At 67.8% G+C, this 23,207-nt stretch carries 19 protein-coding genes; 6 read left to right on the top strand and 13 right to left on the bottom strand.

What is annotated here, in order from left to right; genetic code table 11:
* Position 1: 1 nt before the first annotated feature.
* The 3 genes from pyk to BM133_RS17520 all read right to left on the bottom strand — a co-directional run bounded on the left by pyk (position 2) and on the right by BM133_RS17520 (position 3,731).
* A complete protein-coding gene (gene pyk, locus BM133_RS17530) occupies positions 2-1,450 on the bottom strand; it encodes a pyruvate kinase (protein WP_093436231.1) in 1,449 nt (482 codons plus the stop codon).
* Between the two features lie 88 nt (positions 1,451-1,538).
* On the bottom strand, positions 1,539-2,732 hold the full coding sequence (locus tag BM133_RS17525) for a phosphoglycerate kinase (protein WP_093436228.1): 1,194 nt from the start codon (positions 2,730-2,732) through the stop codon (positions 1,539-1,541).
* 93 nt (positions 2,733-2,825) lie between these two features.
* Complete coding sequence (locus BM133_RS17520; protein ID WP_093436226.1) at positions 2,826-3,731, bottom strand: LysR family transcriptional regulator; 906 nt, start codon at positions 3,729-3,731, stop codon at positions 2,826-2,828.
* A gap of 84 nt (positions 3,732-3,815) precedes the next feature.
* On the opposite strand from BM133_RS17520, the gene BM133_RS17515 reads away from it, so the two are divergent.
* From BM133_RS17515 to BM133_RS17505, 3 genes are read left to right on the top strand one after another with little or no spacing between them, the layout of a single operon-like run.
* Positions 3,816-4,370, top strand: a complete 555-nt coding sequence (locus tag BM133_RS17515) for a VOC family protein (protein WP_177224866.1) — start codon at positions 3,816-3,818, stop codon at positions 4,368-4,370.
* The gene (locus BM133_RS17510) at positions 4,363-5,484 is read left to right on the top strand and encodes an alpha/beta hydrolase family protein (protein ID WP_093436223.1); all 1,122 of its coding nucleotides are present in this window, start codon (positions 4,363-4,365) and stop codon (positions 5,482-5,484) included. The genes BM133_RS17515 and BM133_RS17510 overlap by 8 nt, the downstream gene beginning before the upstream one ends.
* Before the next feature lie 7 nt (positions 5,485-5,491).
* Positions 5,492-7,129, top strand: coding sequence for an FAD-dependent oxidoreductase (locus BM133_RS17505; RefSeq protein ID WP_093436221.1), 1,638 nt, complete (start codon positions 5,492-5,494; stop codon positions 7,127-7,129).
* 4 nt (positions 7,130-7,133) lie between these two features.
* Here the strand turns inward: BM133_RS17505 and BM133_RS17500 are convergent, their stop codons facing one another.
* Genes BM133_RS17500 through def form a run of 5 tightly spaced genes read right to left on the bottom strand, consistent with a single transcriptional unit; the run spans position 7,134 to position 10,186 of the window.
* A complete protein-coding gene (locus tag BM133_RS17500) occupies positions 7,134-7,469 on the bottom strand; it encodes an AzlD domain-containing protein (RefSeq protein WP_093436219.1) in 336 nt (111 codons plus the stop codon).
* Positions 7,466-8,206, bottom strand: a complete 741-nt coding sequence (locus tag BM133_RS17495) for an AzlC family ABC transporter permease (RefSeq protein WP_093436217.1) — start codon at positions 8,204-8,206, stop codon at positions 7,466-7,468. The genes BM133_RS17500 and BM133_RS17495 overlap by 4 nt, the downstream gene beginning before the upstream one ends.
* Positions 8,206-9,168: a methionyl-tRNA formyltransferase gene (fmt, locus tag BM133_RS17490; RefSeq protein WP_093436214.1), complete on the bottom strand. Its 963-nt coding sequence runs from the start codon at positions 9,166-9,168 to the stop codon at positions 8,206-8,208. Before fmt ends, BM133_RS17495 begins: the two co-directional genes overlap by 1 nt.
* Positions 9,165-9,662 carry a hypothetical protein gene (locus BM133_RS17485; protein WP_093436212.1) on the bottom strand — a complete coding sequence of 166 codons (498 nt, stop codon included), beginning with the start codon at positions 9,660-9,662 and terminating at the stop codon, positions 9,165-9,167. The genes fmt and BM133_RS17485 overlap by 4 nt, the downstream gene beginning before the upstream one ends.
* 5 nt (positions 9,663-9,667) lie before the next feature.
* A complete protein-coding gene (gene def, locus BM133_RS17480; RefSeq protein WP_093436209.1) occupies positions 9,668-10,186 on the bottom strand; it encodes a peptide deformylase in 519 nt (172 codons plus the stop codon).
* A gap of 160 nt (positions 10,187-10,346) precedes the next feature.
* On the opposite strand from def, the gene BM133_RS17475 reads away from it, so the two are divergent.
* The 3 genes from BM133_RS17475 to BM133_RS17465 all read left to right on the top strand — a co-directional run bounded on the left by BM133_RS17475 (position 10,347) and on the right by BM133_RS17465 (position 13,344).
* Entirely contained in the window at positions 10,347-11,564 is a 1,218-nt protein-coding gene (locus tag BM133_RS17475) for a LysM peptidoglycan-binding domain-containing protein (RefSeq protein ID WP_093436206.1), read from the top strand.
* Between the two features lie 37 nt (positions 11,565-11,601).
* Positions 11,602-12,753, top strand: coding sequence for a DNA-processing protein DprA (gene dprA / locus BM133_RS17470; RefSeq protein ID WP_093436203.1), 1,152 nt, complete (start codon positions 11,602-11,604; stop codon positions 12,751-12,753).
* Between the two features lie 72 nt (positions 12,754-12,825).
* Positions 12,826-13,344 (top strand): Smg family protein, encoded by a 519-nt coding sequence (locus tag BM133_RS17465; RefSeq protein ID WP_093436200.1) that lies wholly within the window; start codon positions 12,826-12,828, stop codon positions 13,342-13,344.
* An 18-nt stretch (positions 13,345-13,362) separates the two neighbouring features.
* Here BM133_RS17465 and BM133_RS17460 read toward each other — a convergent pair whose 3' ends face one another.
* The 5 genes from BM133_RS17460 to BM133_RS17440 form a co-directional block, all read right to left on the bottom strand.
* Positions 13,363-15,798, bottom strand: coding sequence for a DUF1631 family protein (locus BM133_RS17460; protein ID WP_093436197.1), 2,436 nt, complete (start codon positions 15,796-15,798; stop codon positions 13,363-13,365).
* Between the two features lie 154 nt (positions 15,799-15,952).
* Positions 15,953-16,906: a protein translocase subunit SecF gene (gene secF / locus BM133_RS17455; protein WP_093436194.1), complete on the bottom strand. Its 954-nt coding sequence runs from the start codon at positions 16,904-16,906 to the stop codon at positions 15,953-15,955.
* 16 nt (positions 16,907-16,922) lie between these two features.
* The gene (secD, locus tag BM133_RS17450) at positions 16,923-18,821 is read right to left on the bottom strand and encodes a protein translocase subunit SecD (protein WP_093436191.1); all 1,899 of its coding nucleotides are present in this window, start codon (positions 18,819-18,821) and stop codon (positions 16,923-16,925) included.
* An 88-nt stretch (positions 18,822-18,909) separates the two neighbouring features.
* Entirely contained in the window at positions 18,910-19,242 is a 333-nt protein-coding gene (gene yajC, locus BM133_RS17445) for a preprotein translocase subunit YajC (protein WP_093436189.1), read from the bottom strand.
* A 287-nt stretch (positions 19,243-19,529) separates the two neighbouring features.
* Positions 19,530-23,141, bottom strand: a complete 3,612-nt coding sequence (locus tag BM133_RS17440; RefSeq protein WP_093436186.1) for an indolepyruvate ferredoxin oxidoreductase family protein — start codon at positions 23,139-23,141, stop codon at positions 19,530-19,532.
* Positions 23,142-23,207 lie beyond the last annotated feature (66 nt).

Here is a 23,207-nt window from a genome sequence, read left to right as displayed (position 1 = left end):
TTCAGCTCGCCCTGCAGATCTTCAGCATGTTGGTGCCGCCGGGGGCGCCCATGGGCTCGCCGCAGGTGATCGCGTAGACGTCGCCGCTCTGCACGATGCCGCGCTTCTTCAGGTGGGCTTCGGCCTGTTCGAGCGCGGTGTCGCGGTCGGTCTGCGAATCCATCAGGAGCGGACGCACGTTGCGGTACAGCGCGAGCTTGCGCTGCGTGGCCAGGCGCGAGGTCAACGCGTACATCGGGATGTGCGCGCGGTGGCGGCTCATCCACAGCATGGTGGAGCCCGACTCGGTCAGCGCCACGATGGCCTTGGCGCCCAGGTGGTGCGCGGTGAAGAGCGCGCCCATCGCGATCGACTGGTCGATGCGGCTGTAGGCACGCCCGCTGAAGTCGGCGTCGAGCGTCTTGTCTTCGGCGATTTCGGCGGCTTCGCAGATGCGGCTCATCTCCTGCACGGTCTCCAGCGGGTAGCGGCCCGAGGCCGTTTCGGCCGAGAGCATCACGGCATCGGTGCCGTCGAGCACGGCGTTGGCCACGTCGCTCACCTCGGCGCGGGTGGGCACGGGGTTGGTGATCATCGACTCCATCATCTGGGTCGCGGTGATCACCACCTTGTCCATGTCGCGCGCCATGCGGATCATCTTTTTCTGCAGCGCGGGCACGGCGGCATTGCCGACTTCGACCGCCAGGTCGCCGCGGGCGACCATGATGCCGTCGCTCGCGCGCAGGATCTCTTCGAGCTTCGGAATGGCTTCGGCGCGCTCGATCTTGGCGATCATGCCGGGCTTGTGGCCGAACTCGGCCGCGGCCACGTTGCACAGCTGGCGGGCCATTTCCATGTCGGTGGCGTTCTTCGGAAAGCTCACGGCCACGTAGTCGGCCTGGAAGCTCATCGCGGTCTTGATGTCTTCCATGTCCTTGGCCGTCAACGCGGGCGCCGTGAGGCCGCCGCCCTGCTTGTTGATGCCCTTGTTGTTGGAGAGCTCGCCGCCCAGCTTGACGGTGGTGTGGACCGCCTCGCCCTTGACGCCGTCGACCGTGAGCACGATCAGGCCGTCGTTCAGCAGCAGCCGGTCGCCGGGCTTCACGTCGCGCGGCAGGTCCTTGTAGTCCAGGCCCACGGCATCGATGTCGCCGAGCTCGGTGCGCGAGGCGTCGAGCACGAATTTCGCGCCCGCTTCCAGCAGGACCTTGCCCTGCGCGAACTTGCCGACGCGGATCTTCGGGCCCTGCAGGTCGGCCATGATGGCCACTTCGCGGCCCGTCTTGCGGGCGGCCTCGCGCACCATGAGGGCGCGGTCGATGTGGTCCTGCGCGGTGCCGTGGCTGAAGTTGAGCCGCACCACGCTGACCTTGGCCAGGATCATTTTTTCCAGCAGTTCCGGCGTGTTGGACGCCGGGCCGAGCGTGGCGACGATCTTGGTGGCGTGGCGGGGGATGCGATCCGTGCTCATGAAGTTGGTCTCCGTTTTGTATTCGCTACTGTATACACTTTGTGTGTCTGACGGAAGTCACCCCGATGAGATTTCCCCGCCGCCCAGGTCACCCCGCCGCGCGCTTGGCCAGGATCTCGAAGGCCGGCAGGGTCTTGCCCTCCAGCACCTCGAGGAACGCGCCGCCGCCGGTCGAGATGTAGCCGACCTGTTTTTCGATGCCGTACTTGGCAATGGCCGCGAGCGTGTCGCCGCCGCCGGCGATCGAGAACGCGCTGCTCTCGGCAATCGCTTGCGCAATGGCCTTGGTGCCGCCCGCGAAGGCGTCGAACTCGAACACGCCGACCGGGCCGTTCCACACGATGGTGCCGGCTTCGCGCAGTTGCGCCGAAAGGATCGCGGCCGTCTTGGGGCCGATGTCCAGGATGAGGTCGTCGTCGGCCACGTCGCTCGCGTCCTTGACGGTAGCGGGCGCGTCGGCCGCGAAGGTCTTGGCCGTGACCACGTCCACCGGAATCGGCACATCGGCGCCGCGCGCGCGCATGGCCTCGATCACCGCCTTGGCCTGGTCGACCAGGTCGGGCTCGGCCAGCGACTTGCCGATCTTCAGACCGGCTGCCAGCAGGAAAGTATTGGCGATGCCGCCGCCGACGATGAGCTGGTCGACGTTGGCCGACAGGCTCTTCAGGATGGTGAGCTTGGTGCTGACCTTGGAACCGGCAACGATGGCGACCAGCGGCCGCTTGGGTTGCGCCAGCGCCTTGGTGATGGCGTCGATCTCGGCCGCGAGCAGCGGGCCGGCGGCAGCGATCTTTGCGAACTGCGCGATGCCGTAGGTGGTGGCCTCGGCGCGATGCGCGGTGCCGAAGGCGTCGTTCACGTAGATGTCGGTGAGCGCGGCGAGCTTGCGGGCCAGGCCCTCGTCGTTCTTCTTCTCGCCCTTGTTGACGCGGCAGTTCTCCAGCAGCACGACCTGTCCGGGCTTCACGTCGACGCCGTCGACCCAGTTGGCGACCAGCGGCACTTCGCGGCCGAGCAGCTCGCCCAGGCGCTTGGCCACGGGGGCGAGCGAGTCTTCGGGTTTGAATTCGCCCTCGGTCGGGCGGCCCAGGTGCGAGGTGACCATCACGGCCGCGCCGGCGTCCAGGGCCAGCTGGATGCAGGGCACCGAGGCGCGGATGCGCGTGTCTTCGGTGATGTTGCCGTGGTCGTCCTGCGGCACATTGAGATCGGCGCGGATGAAGACGCGCTGGCCGGCGGCCTTGCCCTGCGCGCAGAGGTCGGTGAATCGAATGACGTTCATGGGTCTCTGGAGATAGTGGAAAACAGGTCGTCTTGCATTGTAGGTATCGCCCCGCGGCCGCTCTATGCGCCTCTTGCAGCGTTCCGATGCTTTTCAGCCCTTCGGCTGCGCCTTGGCGAAACGCTCCAGGAGCTCGACGAAGCTCGCCGCGGCCGGCGAGAGCGCGCGCCGCGCCGCGCGGTAGACGCACACCTCGCGGTGGAAGTCGGGCGACTCGAGCCGCACCATCTGCAGCCCATGGGCGCGCACAAGCGGCGCGGAATAAGTCGGGCACACGGTGAGCCCCAGCCCCGCGGCCACCATGCCGAGCGCGGTGGTCATGTACGACACCTCCTGGGTGCCGGGGCGCAGCATGAGCGCGCGGTCCGCCGGGGCGAGCTCGGGCAGCACGCGCTGGCGAAAGTCGCGCGTGGGCGCGATGAAGGTGTAGGGGCCGAGCTCGTGCCAGCGCACCTTGCGGCGCCTGGCGAAGGCGTGGTCGGGCGGGCAGATCAGCCAGTGCCGGTCGCGCAGCAGCGTGCGGCGCTCGATGGTGGCGTCGACCGCCACGTCCTGCCCCACCGCCAGTTCCACATCGCCGGCCGCGACGCCCGCGAGCAGGTGCTCGGGCAGCGTATCGGCCAGGCGCACCTCGACATCGGGATACGCCGCGCGATAGAGCGCGATCACGCGCGGCATCAGCGTGCAGGCCATGAGCTGCGGCGCCGCAAGCCGTAGCAAGCCTTTCTTCTTGTCACGCAGATCGGTCACACCGGCCACCGCACTTGTCAGGTCCCCGAGCAGGCGATGCACCGAGGGCAGGAACTCGCGCCCCGCCTCCGAGAGCTGCACGCGCCGGGTGTGGCGGTCGAGCAGCTGCACGCCCATCTCGCGTTCGAGTTCGCGCACCAGCACGCTGAGCGCCGACTGCGTGAGATGCAGCTGCTGCGCCGCAGCGGTGAAGCTGCCGGCTTCGGCGACGGCGGCGAAGGCGCGCAGTTGGCGCAGGGTCAGATTCATATGTTTATTTCATCAATCGATGAATTAATTTCGATTGCATCATAAGACGCGGCATCGCCCAATGACGGCTCACCGGAGACACGCATGCCGACGACGATTGCCAACACCGCCCCACCCCCTGTGCGCGGGCTGCACCACTTCGCCTGGCGCTGCCGCGACAGCGAAGAGACGCGCCACTTCTATGAAGACCTCCTGGGCCTGCCCCTCGCCCACATCATCCAGAGCGACCACGTGCCGAGCACCGGCGAGTACTGCCCCTACGTGCACATCTTTTTCCAGATGCGCGACGGCTCGTACATCGCCTTCTTCGACCTGGGCGACGACACCGCCGCGCTGCCCTCGCCCAACACGCCCGCGTGGGTGAACCACATCGCGCTGCGCGTCGACTCGGTGGACGACCTGCGCGCCGCCAAGGCGCGCCTGGAAGGCGCGGGCGTCGAAGTGCTGGGCGTGACCGACCACCACATCATCGAGTCGATCTACTTCTTCGACCCCAACGGCATCCGCCTGGAGCTGACGACGCCGACCGTGCCGCAGGCGGAGATGGATGCGCATGCGCGGCATGCACATGCGGACCTCGATGCGTGGACTGCGCGCAAGGCAGAAATGCGCGCAGCGAAGGGTGCCCCGAATGCCTGAGCTGCAACTCGCCGTCATCGACGTGAAGGCCGGCGCGGCGATGGAGAGCCAGTCGGGCCTGCAGCTATTGCGTCCGCGCATCTACGGCGCGTTCCGCGCGCCGCCGGGTCCGAAGAAGGTCGCGGCCATCGTGATGCACCCGACCAGCAACTTCATGGGCCACTACCTCATCGGCCCGCTGGCCGAACGCGGCATCTGCTGCATGGGGCTGAACTCGCGCTTCGTGGGCAACGACACGGTGCTGCTGATGGAGCGCGCCATCCAGGACCTGGGCGCCGGCGTGCAGCACCTGCGCGAAGCCGGCTACGAGAAGGTGATCCTCGTCGGCAACTCGGGCGGCGCGGCACTCGCGGCCTTCTACCAGGCACAGGCCGAGAAGCTCACCGCCACGCACCTGCCCGATGGCGACCCGACGCACCTGCACCCCAGCGATTTGCCACCGGTGGACGGCATCGCGCTGTGCGCCGCGCACCTGGGCCGCACGCGGCTGATGCGCGACTGGATCGATCCTTCGGTCACCGACGAACACGATCCGCTGTCGGTGGACTCCGACCTCGACATGTACGACCCGCGCCATCGCATGCCCTACGACAGCGACTTTCTCGCGCGTTTCAGCACGGCGCAGAAGGCGCGGCTGGATCGCATCGAGCAGTGGTGCATCGACCGCCTGGCGCTGCTGCGCAGCACGCCGGGCGCGCCGCGCGACCAGGCCTTCATCGTCTACCGCACGCATGCCGATCCGCGCTGCGTGGACCTGTCGCTCGACGCCAACGACCGCCTGCCCGGCAGCGTGTGGGGCGATGCGCGCCAGGTGAACTACTCGGCCAATGCGATGGGCCGCACCACCTCGCTGACCGCATTCCTCTCGCAATGGTCGTCGCGCTCGCAGGCCGACGGGCCGGCCAACCTCGCGCGCACCACGGTGCCCAAGCTGTTGCTGACCTACACGGGCGACCAGTCGACCTTTCCGAGCACGCGCGATGCCTGGATGGCCGCGGGCGGCGCGCGCATCCGCAATGTCGACATCGTGGGCGGCAACCACTATCTGGCGGGGCAGCCCGAACTGATCCCGAAGGCGGCGGACGCCATCGCCGAGTTCGCCCACGCGCTGTAGCCGAGCCATGGAAACCTTCGCGTTCGCGCCGGCCTACGAATTACCGGCCTGGCCCTTCACGCCGCCGCCCGAACTGGGCAGCAAGGAGATCGTTCGGCATCCGATCGTGATCGTCGGCGCCGGCCTCTCGGGCCTTACGCTGGCCTGCGACCTCGCACAGCGCGGCGTGCGCGCCGTGCTGCTGGACGAGGACGACACCGTCGGCGTTCGCGGCGCCTCGTCGCGCGGCATCTGCTACGCGCAGAAGAGCCTGGAGATCTTCGAGCGCCTGGGCATCCATGAGCGCATCGCGGCCAAGGGCATCACCTGGTCGTTCGGGCGCACCTTCTCGGGCGACCAGGAGGTCTACAACTTCAACCTGCAGGCGGCGAGCGTCTCCAGGCAGTCGCCGTTCATCAACCTGCAGCAGTTCTACGTCGAGTGGTTCCTGGTCGAGCGCATCCTGGAACTCGGGCTGACCGACGTGCGCTGGAAGAGCCGCGTGACGCAGGTCGAGCCGCTCGGCGACGGCGTGCGCATCGGCATCGAGACGCCCGCAGGCAGCTACGCGATCGAAGCCGACCGGCTGATCGACGCGACCGGCGCCCACAGCCCGATCCGCACGCAGCTGGGCATCGAGGCGCACGCCTCCCGCAGCACCGACCGCTGGTGCATCAGCGACGTGCGTTTCAGGAAGCCGCTGCCCACCGAGCGCTGGACCTGGGTCGACGCGCCCTTCAACGAAGGCCGCGGCGTGTGGCAGCACCTCATGGCCGATGGCGTGTGGCGCATCGACTACCAGATGCCCGAGGATTGCGACACGGCCCACATCAGCCGCCCCGAAGTGGCGGGCGCGCGGCTGCGCGAGCAGCTCGGGCCGGGCGTGGAATTCGAGTTCGTGTGGATCGGCCCGTATGGCTACCGCGACCATCTGCTCGAGCGCTTTCGGCATGGCCGCGTGTTCTTCATCGGCGATGCCGCGCACGTGGTGAGCCCCTTCGGCGCGCGCGGCGGCAACAGCGGCATCCAGGATGCGGCGAACCTCGGCTGGAAACTGGCGCTGGTCGCGCAGGGGCAGGCGGGCGACGCGCTGCTCGACAGCTACGACGCGGAACGGCAGCCCGCCGCGCAAGAGAACCTGCGGGTGACCAGCCGCTCGGCGCGTTTTCTCGCGCCGCGCTCGCCGGCCGAGCGCTTGCTGCGCAGCGCGGTGGTGGCGCTGGCGGCGCGCCATCCGTTCGCGCGTGCGCTGTTGAACACCGGGCGCATGTCGGTTGCCAACGACTACCCGGCCGCGCCGCAATTGCCCGAAGGCGGTCGCTCGATGCAGAACCTGCCGCTGCGCTGGGCCGATGGCGGCGAGACGACGTTGATGCAGTTGCTGGCCGATGGCACGCAATGCATCGGCCTGTGGTTGGCGCCCACGCGCGCCGACGCCGATGCAGCGCTGGTTGCAACGGCATCGCTGCCGCTGCGCCTGCTCGCGATCGGCGGAGACAGCGGCTTGCCGACGCTGCAAGCCGACGAGACGCTCATGAACCATCTCGGCCTCGATGGCGCAGGCTTCGTCCTCGTTCGCCCCGATGCCTATCGCGCGGCGACGCTCCCGCGCGTCACGCCCGATGCCATCGCCGCCGCGCTGCGCACGGCCCTCGCCCTGCGCTGAAGGCCTACCAGCGCGCCCAGAGGTGCAGCGGCAGGTACACCGCCATGCCGGCCAGCATCGTGCCGAGCACGCCGCGCCGCCAGTAGTAGTAAGCGCCGCCGACGATGGCCGCGTACAGGCGCGCGTCGTGCAGCGTGGTGATCAGGTGGCCCTGCGTCATGACGATCTCGGGCGCGATCACGCCGGCCAGCGCGGCCGCCGGCGCGTAGTGCAGCGCGCGGTGCGCCCAGTCCGGCAGGCCCCATGGGCGGTCGAGGATGAAGAAGAAGCAGCGCGTGAGCACCGTGATGAGCGCCAGGCCGATGATCACGCCCATCGTCCACAGGTCGGCGCCCCTCACTTGTCGTCCTCCGCGTTCGGGTCGAGCCCGAACTGCTTCTCGAGCCAGAAGCACAGCAGCACCGCGGCGCCGATGGCCACGACGATGTTTAGCTTGAGCGGCAGCGCATAGGCCGCGACCGCGGTGGCGCCGGCGATCAGCGCGGCCAGGATGCGCAGCGGGGTCGTCGCCATCGAGCAGACGATCGCCACCAGGCTCAGCACGCCCGCGAAGCCCAGGCCCCAGGTCTGCGGAATGAAGTTGGCCAGCGCAATGCCCAGGAGGCTCATGCCCATCCACGAGCACCAGGTCACGAAGTAGTTGCCGGTGAGGTAGGCCTCCTGCGACTGCTGCTCGGCGGCGGTCACGGGCGGCGCCGGGTACTGCTTCGTGAAGAGCGCGTAGCTCAGGTCCGCCGTCAGGTAGCCGTGCGTGAGGCGCCGCCAGCGCGGCATGTGCATGAGATAGGGCCGCAGGTGCAGGCTGAAGACCACGAAGCGCAGGTTCACGCAGAAGCCCGTCGCCAGGATCACCCACGCCGGTGCGCCCGCGAACAGCAGCGGAATGGCCGCGAGCTGGGAGCTGCCGGCGTAGACGAACAGCGTCATGGCCACCGCCTCCACCACGCTCATGTTCGACTTGACCATGGCCACGCCGGTCATCAGGCCCCAGGCGCCGATGCCCAGCGCGGCCGAGGACATGTCGCGGATGCCCTTGCGGAATTCGGGGCGCTGGCGGATTGCCGAGGAGAGAAACATCAGCCGAACACCTGCCCGGGCTTCAGGTCGAAGCCGCGCAGGAAATCGGCCACGGGCAGGCGCTTGCCGCCCGGACGCTGGAGTTCGGTGAGCATCACGCCGGCGTTGCCCGCATGACCGGCCGCCACCGCGACGCCGGTGTCGCTGACGGCCAGGATCGTGCCGGGCGCGGCCGGCGCGCCGGCAGGCACCGCGTGCGCGGTCCAGAGCTTGACGGTCTCGCCGTCGAGCGGGCTGTTGGCGCCTGGGAACGGATCGAAGGCCCGGACGCGCCGCACGATGGCCTCGGCCGGCTGGGTCCAGTCGATCTGCGCCTCGTGTTTTTCGACCTTGTTGGCGTAGGTGACGCCTTCGGCGGGCTGCGGCGTGCGGGTCAAGCCGCCGAGGTTCGCCAGGGCTTCGACGATCATCCGGCCGCCGAGCGCGGCCAGGCGGTCGTGCAGGCGCGCGGTGTTGTCGCTGCCGATGTCCACGGCTTCGCGCAGCAGCATGTCGCCGGTGTCCAGGCCCGCGTCCATCTGCATGATGGTGATGCCGGTTTCTGCGTCGCCGGCCTCGATGGCGCGGTGGATCGGCGCCGCGCCGCGCCAGCGCGGCAGGAGGCTCGCGTGGATGTTCAGGCAGCCGTGCGTCGGCAGGTCGAGCACCCACTGCGGCAGGATGAGCCCGTAGGCGGCGACCACCATCACGTCGGGTGCGGCCTTTTGCAGGGCGTCGCGACCGATGACGGCTTCGTCCGGGTACTTGCCATCCAGGCGGAGGCTGCGCGGCTGCGCCACCGGCCAGCCGTTGGCGACGGCGCACTGCTTGACGGGGGAAGCCTGCAGCTTCATGCCGCGGCCCGCGGGCCGGTCGGGCTGGCTCAGCACCAGCACGACCTCATGGCCGGCGGCGGCGATGGCCTCCAGCGCGACGCGCGCGAACTCGGGCGTGCCCGCAAAGGCGACCTTCAGCCGGCTCAATCCCGGACTCGCTCGAATTCGAGGTCATCCCCCGTGTGATAGCGGCGGACCACGCCGGTGGGATCCATATAGATATAGAGCATGCGGCGCTCGTTCACGGCCTTGTAGCGCCAGGTCCAGACCACGCCGTCGAAGGAGCTGACGCGGTCGATCTGGTAGGGCCTGCCGTAGAACGCCATGACATCGTTCTGGCGCCACTGGTTGACCTTGATGTCGTAGCCGAAGCGCGCCTCGCTGAGCACCTGCGTCACCGAGACGACCTTGCCCGCGGCGTCCACGTCGATGTCGGTGACCTCGAAGCCGGCCGGCATGCGCGAATACTGAAGGCGTTCGCCGCCGTTGTTGAGCGGATAGCGGCCGGTGGGCGCACCCAGGCGCTGCAGGGTGTCGGCGGCGGTGGCGCCGGGCTGGATGCGGGTGGGCTCGTTGGCGCAGCCGGCGATCGCCGCAAGAACCGTCAACGCCGCAAGGCAAGCGAGGCTGCGCATGGTCATGGCGGTCAGGCCCGTTCGCGCGTTTCTTCGCGCTGTTGCTTGAGCAGCTTGCTCTTGATGCGGTTGCGCTTCAGGGGGGAGAGGTATTCGACGAACACCTTGCCCAGCAGGTGGTCGAGTTCGTGCTGGACGCACACGGCCAGGAGGCCGTCGGCCTCGATGGTGCGCATGTCGCCGTTTTCGTCGAGCGCCTGGACCTTGACCGAGGTGGAACGCATCACGCCGTCGTAGATGCCCGGCACCGAGAGGCAGCCCTCTTCATTGAGCACCTTTTCGTCGCTCGCCCAGGTGATTTCGGGATTGATCAGCACGATCGGCTTGTTGCGCTCTTCGGACACGTCGATGACGACGAGCCGCTCGTGCACGTCGACCTGGGTCGCAGCCAGGCCGATGCCTTCGGCGTCGTACATGGTCTCCAGCATGTCGGCGACCAGGGCCTTGATGCGCGCATCGACGCCCTGCACCGGCTTGGCCACCGTGTGCAGGCGCTTGTCCGGGTAACTCAGAATGATTCGTTTGGCCATGAAATCGGGGGGAAGTTGTGGCTATTTTCGCCAATTCCGCGACGCCGGGCGCCCCGCGGGCCCGAAAACGTTGCCCTCTCAAGGGCTTCGGGCGCAGAATTCGTAGCAAATTGTGAGATTCGTATGCGCAACGATACGTCGTGCGCTCACCCATCCAGACATGAAAAAGCTCAGATCCACCGAACGCCAGCGCCCCAATCTCTTCGCCACGCTGACCGCCCTGGCGGTAATCGGCAGTTGCGGCGCCACCACGGCCTGGGCTCAAAACTACCCCGTCACGCCCCAGCAGCGCGCCACGGCCCAGCAGACCGCCCAGGCGGGCGTGCCGCTGAGCGAGCTGTCGCCCAAGGCGCCCGACGAGTACACGGTCAAGCCCGGCGACACGCTCTGGGCCATTTCCCGCCTGTACCTGCTGCGCCCCTGGCGCTGGCCGGAGCTGTGGGGCATGAACATCAACGAGATCGCCAACCCCCACCGCATCTACCCCGGCCAGGTTCTCTACCTGGACAAGAGCGGCGGCCGGGCGCGCCTGACCACCCGCCGCGGCGGCGTGAGCGGCGACGGCGGCACCATCAAGCTGTCACCCCGCACCCGTTTCGACTCGCTGGCCGGCATGGCATTGCCCACGCTCAACCCCAGCCTGATCGAGCCCTTCCTGAGCGAGCCGATCGTGGTGGACGCCAACACGCTCGAGAGCGCGCCGCGCATCGTCGCCGGCAACGACAGCCGCGTGCTGCTGTCGCGCGGCGACCGGGCCTACGCCCGCGGCAATCCCGAGTCGCCGCTGGTCGAAGTGCCGGGCCCGGTCCAGCACTTCCGCATCTTCCGCAACGCCACGCCGCTGAAGGACCCCGGAACGGGCGAGATCCTCGGCTACGAGGCGCAGTACCTGGGCAAGGCCCAGCTGCAGCGCGGCGAATCGACCACCATCGAGACGGTCGACGACAAGGACATCATCACCGTCGTGCCCGCCAGCATCGACATCGTGGCCTCGCGCGAAGAAATGCGCGCCGGCGACCGCCTGCTGCCCGAGCCGCCGCGCCAATTGCTGAGCTACGCGCCGCGCGCGCCTTCGACCCAGGTCGACGGCCGCATCATCTCGGTCTACGGCAACGCGGTGCAGTTCGCGGCACAGAACCAGGTGGTGGCCATCAACAAGGGCACGCGCGACGGCATCGACAGCGGCCACGTGCTGGCCATCCTGAAGAACGGCGAAACCATCCTGGACCGCACCGGTGCGCGCAAGGAAACCATCAAGCTGCCGAACGAACGCATCGGTCTCCTCATGGTGTTCCGCACCTTCGAGAAGGTCTCCTACGCCCTGGTGCTCGAGATCAACGACACCCCGAAGGCCGGCGACTACCTGGTCAACCCCTGATCGGCTTTCCGGCGCACACGTCCACGCCCGTACCCGTTTGGAACGCGCAGAACTCGCAGGCTGGCTGCGGCTTTCACTGACGCCGGGCATCGGCGACGGCGCCGCGCGCAAGCTGCTCGCGGCCTTCGGCCTGCCCGAAGGAGTCTTCGCGCAGGGCGATGCCGCGCTGCGGCAGGTCGTGAGCACGGCGCAGGCCGAGGCGCTCCGACAGCCGCCCCACGGCCTGCAGGCATCGATCGACCAGGCCTGGCAGTGGCTTCAAACGGCTGACATCGGCGGCGTCACCCGCCGCCTCGTCACGCTCGGCGATGCCGGCTACCCCGCCTCGCTGCTGGAGATGGCCGACCCGCCGCTGATGCTCTATGTGCTGGGCGCATCGGACTTCGACCTCACGCAATTGCAGAACAGCATCGCCGTTGTCGGCAGCCGCAATCCGACGCCGCAAGGCGCCACCAACGCACGCAGCTTCGCGCGCGCGCTGGGCGATGCGGGCCTGCCCGTGATCTCGGGCCTCGCGCTGGGCGTCGATGGCGCGGCGCACCAGGGCGCGCTCGATGCCGCCGGCGATGCGCCGCGGCTCGCCACGGTGGCCGTGGTCGGCACCGGACTGGACCGCGTGTACCCCGCGCGCCATCGCGACCTGGCGCACCGCATCACCTTGCAGGGGCTGATCGTGAGCGAGCTGCCGCTCGGCACGCCGCCCCTCACGCAGAACTTTCCCAAGCGCAACCGGCTCATCGCGGGCCTCGCGCGCGGCACGCTGGTGGTCGAGGCGGCACTGGCGTCGGGCTCGCTGATCACCGCGCGGCTCACCTCGGAGCAGGGCAAGGAAGTGTTCGCCATTCCGGGCTCGATCCACTCGCCGCAATCGCGCGGCTGCCATGCGCTGATCCGCCAGGGCGCCAAGCTGGTCGAGTCGGTGGCCGACATCCTGGAGGAGCTGCCGCCGCTGCGCACGGACGGCGCAGCAAGTGCCCAGCCCTCGAACGGCCGTGCAGGCAACGACACATCGGCCAGCGAAGACCCGCTGCTGGACGCGCTCGGCTTCGAGCCCGTGAGCCTCGATGCGCTCAGCGCACGCACCGGATGGAGCGCAGCCGCGCTGCAGGCCAGGATGCTCGAACTCGAACTGGACGGGCACATTTCACGCCTGCCTGGCGGGCTCTTTCAACGAATGGCATCCACCTAGCGGGTGGCCCCGCAGTCATTTGCGGGGCAACACACTAGCCTGGCTTGCACATTCGTGGGCTATATTGGGCTCATGTTCGAAGTGCTTGTTTTTGTCTACGAAAACTATTGGCGCGGCGATGCCTGCCCCGAACCCGAGCAGCTGGGCCGCAAGCTCAGCGCCCACGGCTTCGAGGCAGACGAGATTCGCGATGCCCTGCACTGGCTCGACGGCCTGAGCCTCGCAACGCAGGGCATACAGCTGGAGCTCGATCCCGACGACGATGCCGCCGCCACGGTCAGCTTCCGCGGCGCGCCCGAAGCCTCCCTGCCCCAATCGGACGACGCCATGCGCGTCTACTCGCAGGCCGAGCAGGAGCACCTGGGCGCCGAATGCCTCGGCTTCATCCGCTTTCTCGAATCGTCGAACGTGCTGTCGTGCGGATTGCGCGAGATCGTGATCGAACGCGCGATGGCGGCACCGGGCGATCCGGTGGCCCTGGACGAACTCAAGATCATCGTGCTGATGGTGCACTGGAGCACCGGCATCGAGCCCGATGCGCTGGTGCTCGACGAGTTGTGCGAAAGCCGCGAAGGCCGTATCGCACACTGAGCCAGCGGCAGCAGCCGGCTAGTTCAGCAAGCGCTCCGGATTGGCATCCAGCTTCGCCAGCGCCTCGCGCGTGGCGCGCACCGTGAGCGTCTCTTCCTCGGCCGGCACCAGGAGACCCGCCTGCAGGTACGTTGCCAATCGGCCCGCCTGGATCAGGAAGCTGCGGCCGTCGGCCGTCGCGAACAGGTGCAGCTGCTTCCTGTCGCTGCGCCAGACGAACTGCACCTGGCTCACGCGGTCGTTGTGGTCCAGCATGAACCAGTTGCCCACCTGCAGCTCGTGCGCCCAGGCCAGCATGTCCTCGGGCACCGGCACGCCCGCGGCATCGGGCACCACCTCGATGGAGGCGGCGTCCACGCCCAGCAGCAGTTCGATGCTGTGGGCATCGAGCGGCAGGTCGGCGGTACCGCCGATGTCGCTCACGAAATCTTCCAGGTGCGCCAGGCGCTCGGCCATGGCTTCGATCTTGGCCTGTGGAATGGCCTCGGTCTTCGAGAGGAACGCGTCGGACAGCGTGGCCCCGATGGTCTTGATGTGCGCCTCCTGCGGCTCGTCGACGATGCCCAGGAGCGCCATGCCCTGGCGCAGGCGCTGCAGGAGTTGCGGCAGGTCCTGGATGACGCGGGCGCGGTCGGTGCGGTTGGGCTTGGCGCTCGCGGCCCACACCAGTTCGGAGGCCACGCGCTTGAGCATGACCGTCTGCTCGCCCTGCGCGCCGTAGCGCAGCGCGGCGATCGCCAGCACCTCGGCCCAGACCTTGAACAGGAACTCGCGGATCTCGTCGCGCACCGGCATGTCGTTGAGCATCTTGCGCAACTCGATGGTGTACTGGATCGCCATCGTTTCCTTCTGCTCGACCTGCTGCGCCACGCTCATCACGCGCTGCGTGCTGTCGCTCTGCGTGAGGTAGCGATTGAGGAAAGCGACGAACTCGTCGAACACCAGCTTGAACACGCGCTGGCCGGTCTCGGGGTACTGCTCGATCACCTGCACCACGCGCTTGATCTCGCCTTCGAGCGCGCTGCCGGTGATGGCCGCGGCATCGAAGCCCATCACGCACGAACCCATGCGGTCGATCAGCATGCGCGCGGGATGCTGCAGCGTGCCGAAGAACTCGGGCTCGGCGATGGCCACGCGCAGCACCGGCATCTGCAGCCGCGCAAACCACACGCGCGCCGAGAACGGAATCCGCTCCTCGGCCAGGATGGCCTGGAACATGAGCGCGACGATCTCGACGGTGGCCTTGTCGGCCGTGGTGGGTGCGCGCTTCTTGAGTTCGGCGCTGCGCCGGCGCAGGTCGACCGCGGTCTGCTGGATCAGCGTGGCCTGCTCGCCCGACGCCTCCATGTACTGCGTGGCCGCCATGCGGTAGGCGGCCTCGGCGTCGGCAATGGCGCCGGCGAAAGTCCTGGAGAACGCGCGGGGCGCGGTGTTGCCACCGGCGCCGGCGCCGGCATTGCCGCCACCCGGGCCGGGACCGGTCGCGCGGCCCGCCGGGGCGGTGGCCGTGATCGAATTCTGGGCGGTGACGGTGGTGGTGTCCCCGCCGATGCGCGCGGTGACGAAACGCTTGAGGCTCAGGAGCGCGGTCTGCGCGCGCTGCCGCGCGACCGTCAGCGGGGAACCGCCGATCGTCGACGACGCGGCGGGCATCGGCACGGAGGCCTGCTGCTGTTGCGGCGCCTGCGCGCCGAAGCCGGGCCGCTGCTGGCCACCACCGTTATCCATCGTCGGCGCGGCCCCGCCCGCGAACGAACTGTTGAAGCCGCCGCTGTTGCCACCGCCGGCATTGCCGGCATTGCCGGTGCGCCGCACGAAACTCTTGAGGTCGATCTCCTGCATCACGCCATTGGCGATCAGGAAAGCATTGGCGCCCTCATAGGCCTTCACGACCACATCGAGCAGTTGCTGCTGCACCGTGTCCTGCACGCGGCTCCAGAGCTCGCGGCCGAGGCCCGCCGCGAGCCACTGCTCCACCAGGAGCTTGGCCAGCGTCTCGGGCTTGAGCACGTCCTTCGCATCGAGCTCGCTGGTGCCTTCCAGGGACTGGATGCGCAGGCGCAGGTCGCTGAGCTCGAAGCTCGCCTTGTCGTGGATCACCTGCGCCAGGCGCGAGGCGAGGATGTTGGTTTCGACCACCTCGTCGCCGATCAGCTCGAGCCGCAGCGCCGTGGGAAAGGTCGTGAGGCCGCCGGTTTGCGTGGAGGCGCCCAGCGCCTTGCGCCAGCCCGTCTGCGCGAGCGTCACCCACTGCGTGGCCTGCCCCTGGAACGCCACGAAATCGTCGCGATGCTCCTGCATCGCGCGGGCGTTGCTCACCTCGGAAGCCAGCTGCGTCAGCCGGTCGCGGATCGCGCGGGCCAGCGGGACGATGGCCCCTTCCGTGGCCAATACGAAACGCTCACGCGTCTCGCGTGCGAGCTGCAGGGAAGAGGCGGACCGCGCAATGCTCATTGAAAGATCGGGAAGGCCAAGGGGAACTGTTCGTCAGCAACAACCGCGAGCTTGCATCGGGAAACGCCACCGCACAAGTGCGGAGAATGCCCGGCGTTGCATACGAACAGCGGTGCGGCAGTGCCGCCCGCTTTGTTGAACCCTGAAGTATCCGTCAGACCACGGCGCCGGCGTTCGGGTCGTCTTCCGATTCGCCGTCGCGCTTGGTCGGGCCGCCCTTGATCAGGTCTTCGCGCTTCACGCCCAGCCACATCGCGATGGCCGCGGCCACGAAGCACGAGGAGTAGATGCCAAAGCAGATGCCGATGGTCAGCGCCAGCGCAAAGTAGTGCAGCGTGGGGCCGCCGAAGAAGAACATCGACAGCACCACCAGCTGCGTGGAGCCGTGGGTGATGATCGTGCGGCTGATGGTCGAGGTGATCGCGCTGTCGATCACTTCGGCCGTCGTCAGCTTGCGGTAGCGGCGGAAGTTCTCGCGCACCCGGTCGAAGATCACCACCGATTCGTTCACCGAGTAGCCCAGCACCGCCAGCACCGCCGCCAGCACCGCCAGCGAGAACTCCCACTGGAAGAAGGCGAAGAAGCCCAGGATGATCACCACGTCGTGCAGGTTGGCCAGAACGGTAGCCAGTGCAAACTTCCATTCGAAGCGAAACGCCAGGTAGATCATGATGCCCGCGACCACCATCGCGAGCGCCTTCAGGCCGTTGCTGGTGAGCTCGTCGCCCACCTGCGGGCCGACGAATTCGTTGCTGCGCAGTTCCACCGTCGGCTCGACCGCCTTCAGGGCGCCCATCACCTGGTCGCTCTGCTGGGTCGAGGTCATGCCCTTGCTCACCGGCAGGCGGATCTGCACCGAGGTGCCGAAGCTCTGCACCTGCACCTCCTGGTAGCCCAGCTTGGCGACGACGTCGCGCACCTTGCCGACGTCGGCCGACTGCTTGTAGGCCACTTCCATCACCGTGCCGCCGGTGAACTCCACCGACAGGTGCAGCCCGCGATGGAACAGGAAGAACACGGCCAGCGCGAAGGTGACGAAGGAAACGATGTTCAGCACCAGCGCGTGGCGCATGAACGGGATGGTCTTGTGGATCCGGAAGAATTCCATGGCTCTCTGCTGCCTCTTACTTGGTTTCGGCCACGGCCACGGCCACGGCGTCAGCGCCATCGGTCTTGGGACGCCAGACCGTGCCGATCGACACGCTCTTGAGCTTCTTCTTCTGGCCGTACCAGAAGTTCACGAGGCCGCGCGAGAAGAACACGGCCGAGAACATCGAGGTGACGATGCCGATGCAGTGCACCACCGCGAAGCCGCGCACCGGGCCCGAGCCGAAGGCCAGGAGCGCGATGCCCGCGATCAGCGTGGTCACGTTGGAGTCAAGAATGGTGCCCCAGGCGCGCTCGTAGCCCGCGTGGATCGCCGCCTGCGGCGAGGCCCCGTTGCGAAGCTCTTCGCGCACGCGCTCGTTGATCAGCACATTCGAGTCGATGGCCACGCCGATGGCCAGCGCCATGGCCGCGATGCCGGGCAGCGTAAGCGTGGCCTGCAGGATCGAGAGGATGGCCACCAGCAGCATCAGGTTGACCGCCAGCGCGATCGACGAGAACACGCCGAACAGCGCGTAGTAGATGCACATGAACACCATGATCGCGGCGAAGCCGTACATCACGCTGTCGAAGCCCTTCTTGATGTTCTCGGCGCCCTGCGTCGGGCCGATGGTGCGTTCCTGGATGATCTCCATCGGCGCGGCCAGCGAGCCGGCGCGCAGCAGCAGCGCGAGGTCGTTGGCCTCGGACACGGTCATCGCGCCGGACACCTGGAAGCGGTTGCCCAGCTCGCCGTTGATCGAGGGAGCGGTGAGCACTTCGCCCTTGCCCTTCTCGAAGATCAGCATGGCCATGCGCTTCTTGTAGTTCTCGCGGCTCACGTCGCGCATGATGTTGCCGCCCTTGGAGTCCATGGTCAGGTCGACCTTGGGCTGGTTGGTCTGCTGCTCGAAGCCGGGCTGCGCGTCGGTCAGGTTCTCGCCGGTGACCAGCACCTGCTTCTTCACGATCACGGCGCGGCCCGAGCGGTCCAGGAATTTCTCGGAGCCGAACGGCACCGGCCCCGTGCCCTGTTCGGCCGCGCGGCCTTCGGTGCTTTCGTCCACCAGGCGCATCTCCAGCGTGGCGGTGCGCCCGATGATGGTCTTGGCCTGGGCCGGGTCCTGCATGCCGGGCAGCTGCACGACGATGCGGTCGATGCCCTGCTGCTGGATCACCGGCTCGGCCACGCCCAGTTCGTTGATCCGGTTGTGCAGCGTGGTCACGTTCTGCTTGAGCGCCGCGTCCTGGAAGCGGCGCGCCGCCTCGGGCTTGATGCTCGCCACGATGCGCGACTCGGTGCCCTGTTGGCTCTCCACGGTGCTCAGGTCGGGCATCTGGTCCTGGATCATGCGCCGGGCGATCTCCAGGCTGTCGGCGTCGCGCAGCGTGATCTCCACGGTCTGGCCGTTGCGGTTGACCGCGCTGCCGCGCACCTTCTTGTCGCGCAGGCCCGTGCGGATGTCGCCGGCGAAGGACTCGGCCTTCTTGTCCAGCACGCCGCGCATGTCCACCTGCAGCAGGAAGTCGACCCCGCCGCGCAGATCCAGGCCCAGGTACATCGGGAAGGCATGCAGCGCCGTCAGCCAATGGGGCGAGCGGGACACGAGGTTCAGCGCCACCACGTAGGAGGCTTCGTCCGCATTGGGCACCAGGGCCTGCTGCAGCGCGTCGCGCGCCTTGATCTGGTCGTCGGTGGAGACGAAGCGCGCCCGCACGGCGGTCGGCTCGAGCGTCAGCAGGTCGGGCGCGAGGCCCGCCGCCTTGAGCACGCCCTCGACCCGGGCCTGGGTCGACGCATCGATCTTGATGGTGGACTTGGCCGCCGACACCTGCACCGCAGGCGACTCGCCGAAGAAATTGGGCAGGGCGTAGACGAGCCCCACGAGCAGCACGATCACGATGATCGTGTACTTCCAGACCGGGTAACGGTTCATGAGAAGGCGCTTTTCACAAGCGTTCAGAAAGGGGACACGGCGTGAATTGGGGCCCTGCGCCGCAAAGCGCAAGGATCAGCTCACGCCTTTATTTGACGGCGCCCTTGGGCAGGACCTGAACCACGGCGCTGCGCTGGATCTTGATCTCGATGCCGTTGGCGATTTCCAGGCCCAGGTACTGGTCGCCGATCGAGGTGATCTTGCCGAGCACGCCGCCGGCCGTGGCGACTTCGTCGCCCTTGGCCAGGGCCTCGATCATGGTGCGGGCTTCCTTCTGGCGCTTCATTTGCGGGCGGATCATGACGAAATACAGCACCACGAACATCAGCACCAGGGGCAGCATGCTGCCCAGCGAGGACAACATGTCGCCACCGCCGGTGGCTGCGGGCGCGGTCTGGGCGAAAGCAGAGGAAATGAACAAGAGAGTCTCCAGCAGAGAGATAGGGAATAGGAAGCGAGAGGAGTGCGGGCCGGGCCTGCCATTCCATCTCTTCGCGGCCACGGGAACGGGCCGCAAGTCAAAGCTCGGCGGGGCTTGGCGCCGCGCACAGCACCGGGCATTGTATTCGGGGCACGCAGCCCTTTCACCGGCTTATCCGGCGCGGCGGGGAGGGCTTTCCGGGTATCCGGCCCGGCCGTTCTTTGCTACGTTTTGAATAGCAAAGAGCGCCCATCGGGCGCTCTTTGAAGGCCAGGTCGGCTGAAAAATCAGGCCGCCGCGCGCTGCCCCTGCGGATTGCGCCACTTGGCCATCAGCTCGCTCCAGCGCGTGCGGGCGGCCACCAGGTTGCGGTCCTTCACGTGGCCGTAGCCGCGGATCTGCTCGGGCAGGCTCGCGATTTCCAGCGCCAGCGCGTGGTTGTCGGCGCGCAGGGCGCCGATCACCTCGTCGATGCTCGCGCGGTACTCGCCGATCAGCGCGCGCTCGGTCTTGCGCTCTTCGGTGCGGCCGAAGATGTCCAGCGCCGTGCCGCGCACGCCCTTGAGCTTTGCGAGGAACCTGAAGCCCGTGAGCATCCAGGGGCCGAACTTCTGCTTCTGCAACTGGCCCTTGGCGTTCTTCTTCGCAATGAGGGGCGGCGCGAGGTGGTAGTTGAGCTTGTAGTCGCCCTCGAACATGCCTTCGACGCGGTCCAGGAACGTGCGGTCGGTGTGCAGGCGCGCCACTTCGTACTCGTCCTTGTAGGCCATCAGCTTGAACAGGTAGCGCGCCACGGTTTCGGTCAGCGCCGTCTTGCCCGGCAGCGACGATTCCGCCTGCTGCACTTTGGCGACGAACTGCTTGTATTCCTCGGCATACGCAGCGTTCTGGTAGCCGGTCAGGAACTCGGCGCGGCGTGCCACCAGGCTCTCGACCGTTTCGCGCTTCTTGAACTCGATGACCTGGCCCGGGCGCACGCGCTTTTGCAGCTCCTCGGGACGAACGGCAGCCTGGCGGCCCCATTCGAAGGCGGTCTTGTTGTTCTCGATGGCCACGGCGTTCAGCTCGATGGCGCGCATCAGCGACTCGTGCGCCAGCGGGAGCCAGCCCTTCTGCCACGCGTAGCCCAGGATCATCGGGTTGACGTAGATGCTGTCGCCCATCAGCGTGGTCGCGGCCGCATCGGCGTCGAAGGTGCCGATGCCATCGATGCCGACAGCGCGCGCAATTTCAGCGGCGCAGGCGTCTTCGGGGTTCTGCCAGTTGGCGTTGCGCACGAAGGCGGCCGTCGGCGAACTGTGGCTGTTCAGCGCCACGTGCGTGCGCCCTTCGCGCATGCGCGCCATGGTCTCGCCGTTGACCGTGACCAGCGGATCGCAGGCCAGGATCAGGTCGGCCGCCGCCGTGCCCACGCGCGTGGTGCGGATGTCGTCCTGCGTGTCGCCGATGAGCACGTGGCTCCAGGTGGCGCCGCCCTTTTGCGCGAGACCCGCCGCGTCCTGCGTGACGATGCCCTTGGCCTCGATGTGCGCGGCCATGCCCAAGAGCTGCCCGATGGTGATGACGCCGGTGCCACCGACGCCCGCCACCACCACGCCCCAGACCTTGCCACCGTCCAGCGACGGGATCACCGGCTCGGGCATCAGGCCGAACTCGGCGGGCGTCGCGCCCTTGCTCTTGCTCTTTTTCTTGAGCTGGCCGCCCTCGACGGTCACGAAGCTCGGGCAGAAGCCCTTCAGGCAGCTCATGTCCTTGTTGCAGCTGCTCTGGTTGATGGTGCGCTTGCGGCCGAATTCGGTTTCCAGCGGCTCCACCGAAAGGCAATTGCTCTGCACGCTGCAGTCGCCGCAGCCTTCGCAGACCAGTTCGTTGATGACCACGCGCTTGGCCGGATCGACGGCCGTGCCCCGCTTCCTGCGGCGGCGCTTCTCGGTCGCGCAGGTCTGGTCGTAGATGATGGCCGTGGTGCCGGCCATCGCGCGGAACTCGCGCTGGATTTCGTCGAGCAGGTCGCGGTGCTTCACCTGCACGTGATCGCCCGGGATCGAGACGCCCTCGTACTTCTCGGGCTCGTCGGTGACGATGACCACCTTCTTCGCGCCCTCGGCATGCAGGCTCTCGGCGATCTGCAGCACCGAGTGCCCTTCGGGCCGCTCGCCGACCTGCTGGCCGCCGGTCATCGCGACCGCGTCGTTGTAGAGGATCTTGTAGGTGATGTTCACACCGGCCGCGATGCTCTGGCGAATGGCCAGCAGGCCGCTGTGGAAGTACGTGCCGTCGCCCAGGTTCGCGAAGATGTGCTGGTCGGTCGTGAAGGGCTGCTGGCCCACCCATGGCACGCCCTCGCCGCCCATCTGCGTGAAGCCGATGGTGGAGCGGTCCATCCAGGTCGCCATGAAGTGGCAGCCGATGCCGCCCATCGCGCGCGAACCTTCGGGCACCACGGTGCTGGTGTTGTGCGGGCAGCCCGAGCAGAACCACGGCTGGCGCGTGGCGTCGGCCACGCTGGTGGAGGCCTGCTGCACCACCATCGAACGCTCCTTGGCTTCCAGGATGGCCAGCTGCGCTTCGATGCGGGCGGTCATGTCGGCGCCGGCCGCGGCCAGGAGGCCGGTCTTCTTCAGGCGCGCGGCGATCGCCTTGGCGATGAGCGCGGGGTTCAGGTCGGCGTTGGCGCGCAGCAGCGTGTGCGCGGTCGGGTTGGGCATCGACCATTCGCCGCCGGAGTAGCCCTCGGCCACATGCACTTCGCCTTCGTCGAACTTGCCGACCACGTTGGGCCGCACGTCGGGGCGCCAGTTGTAGAGCTCTTCCTTCAGCTGGTATTCGATGACCTGGCGCTTCTCTTCGACCACCAGGATTTCCTGCAGGCCGGTGGCGAATTCGCGCGTGAGCTGCGCCTCCAGCGGCCACACCACGCCCACCTTGTGCAGGCGGATGCCCAGCTGGCGGCAGGCCGCGTCGTCCAGGCCCAGGTCCAGCAGCGCCTGGCGCGTGTCGTTGAAGGCCTTGCCGCTGGCCATGATGCCGAAGCGATCGTTCGGCCCCTGGATGACGTTGTGGTTCAGGCGGTTGGCGCGGATGTAGGCGAGCGCGGCGTACCACTTGTAGTGCATGAGCCGGGCTTCCTGCTCCAGCGCATGGTCGGGCCAGCGGATGTGCAGGCCGCCGGGCGGCATTTCGAAGTCGGTGGGAATGACGATCTCGACGCGCTCGGGATCGATCATGGCCGTGGCGCTGGACTCGACGATCTCCTGGATCGTCTTCATGCCCGACCACACGCCCGAGAAGCGGCTCAGCGCAAAGGCGTGGACGCCCAGGTCCAGAATCTCTTGCACGCTGGTCGGAAAGAACACCGGCGTGCCGCAGGCCTTGAAGATGTGGTCGCTCTGGTGCGCGGCCGTGCTGCTCTTGGAGATGTGGTCGTCGCCGGCCACCGCGATCACGCCGCCGAATTCGGTGGTGCCCGCCATGTTGGCGTGCTTGAAGACGTCCGAGCACCGGTCCACGCCCGGGCCCTTGCCGTACCAGATGCCGAAGACGCCGTCGAACTTGTTGGTGCCAGCAGGCGAGAAGCCCAGTTGCTGGGTGCCCCAGAGCGCGGTGGCCGCGAGCTCTTCGTTCACGCCCGGCTGGAAGACGATGTTCTGTTCCTTCAGGAACTTGCTGGCCTTCCACAGCGCCTGGTCGTAGCCGCCGAGCGGGGAGCCGCGGTAGCCGCTGATGAAGCCGGCGGTGTTCTTGCCGGCCTGCTTGTCGCGCAACTGCTGAAGCATGGGCAGCTTCACGAGGGCCTGGACGCCGCTCATGAAGGCGCGGCCGTAGTCGAGGGAGTATTTGTCGTCGAGCGTGACGGTCTCTAGCGCGCGGCGAATGTGCTCGGGCAGTGGGGCGTTCATGTGGTCTGTCTCCGTTCTGCGAATTGGCAGGGCCTTGTGGGCCTGGCTGGATTGGCTGTGGGTCTG

The organism is Variovorax sp. 770b2 (genome assembly GCF_900115685.1).
GTDB lineage: Bacteria > Pseudomonadota > Gammaproteobacteria > Burkholderiales > Burkholderiaceae_C > Variovorax.
The sequence above is the reverse complement of the archived record's forward strand: the minus strand, read 5'-3'. Positions and strand labels throughout refer to the sequence as shown.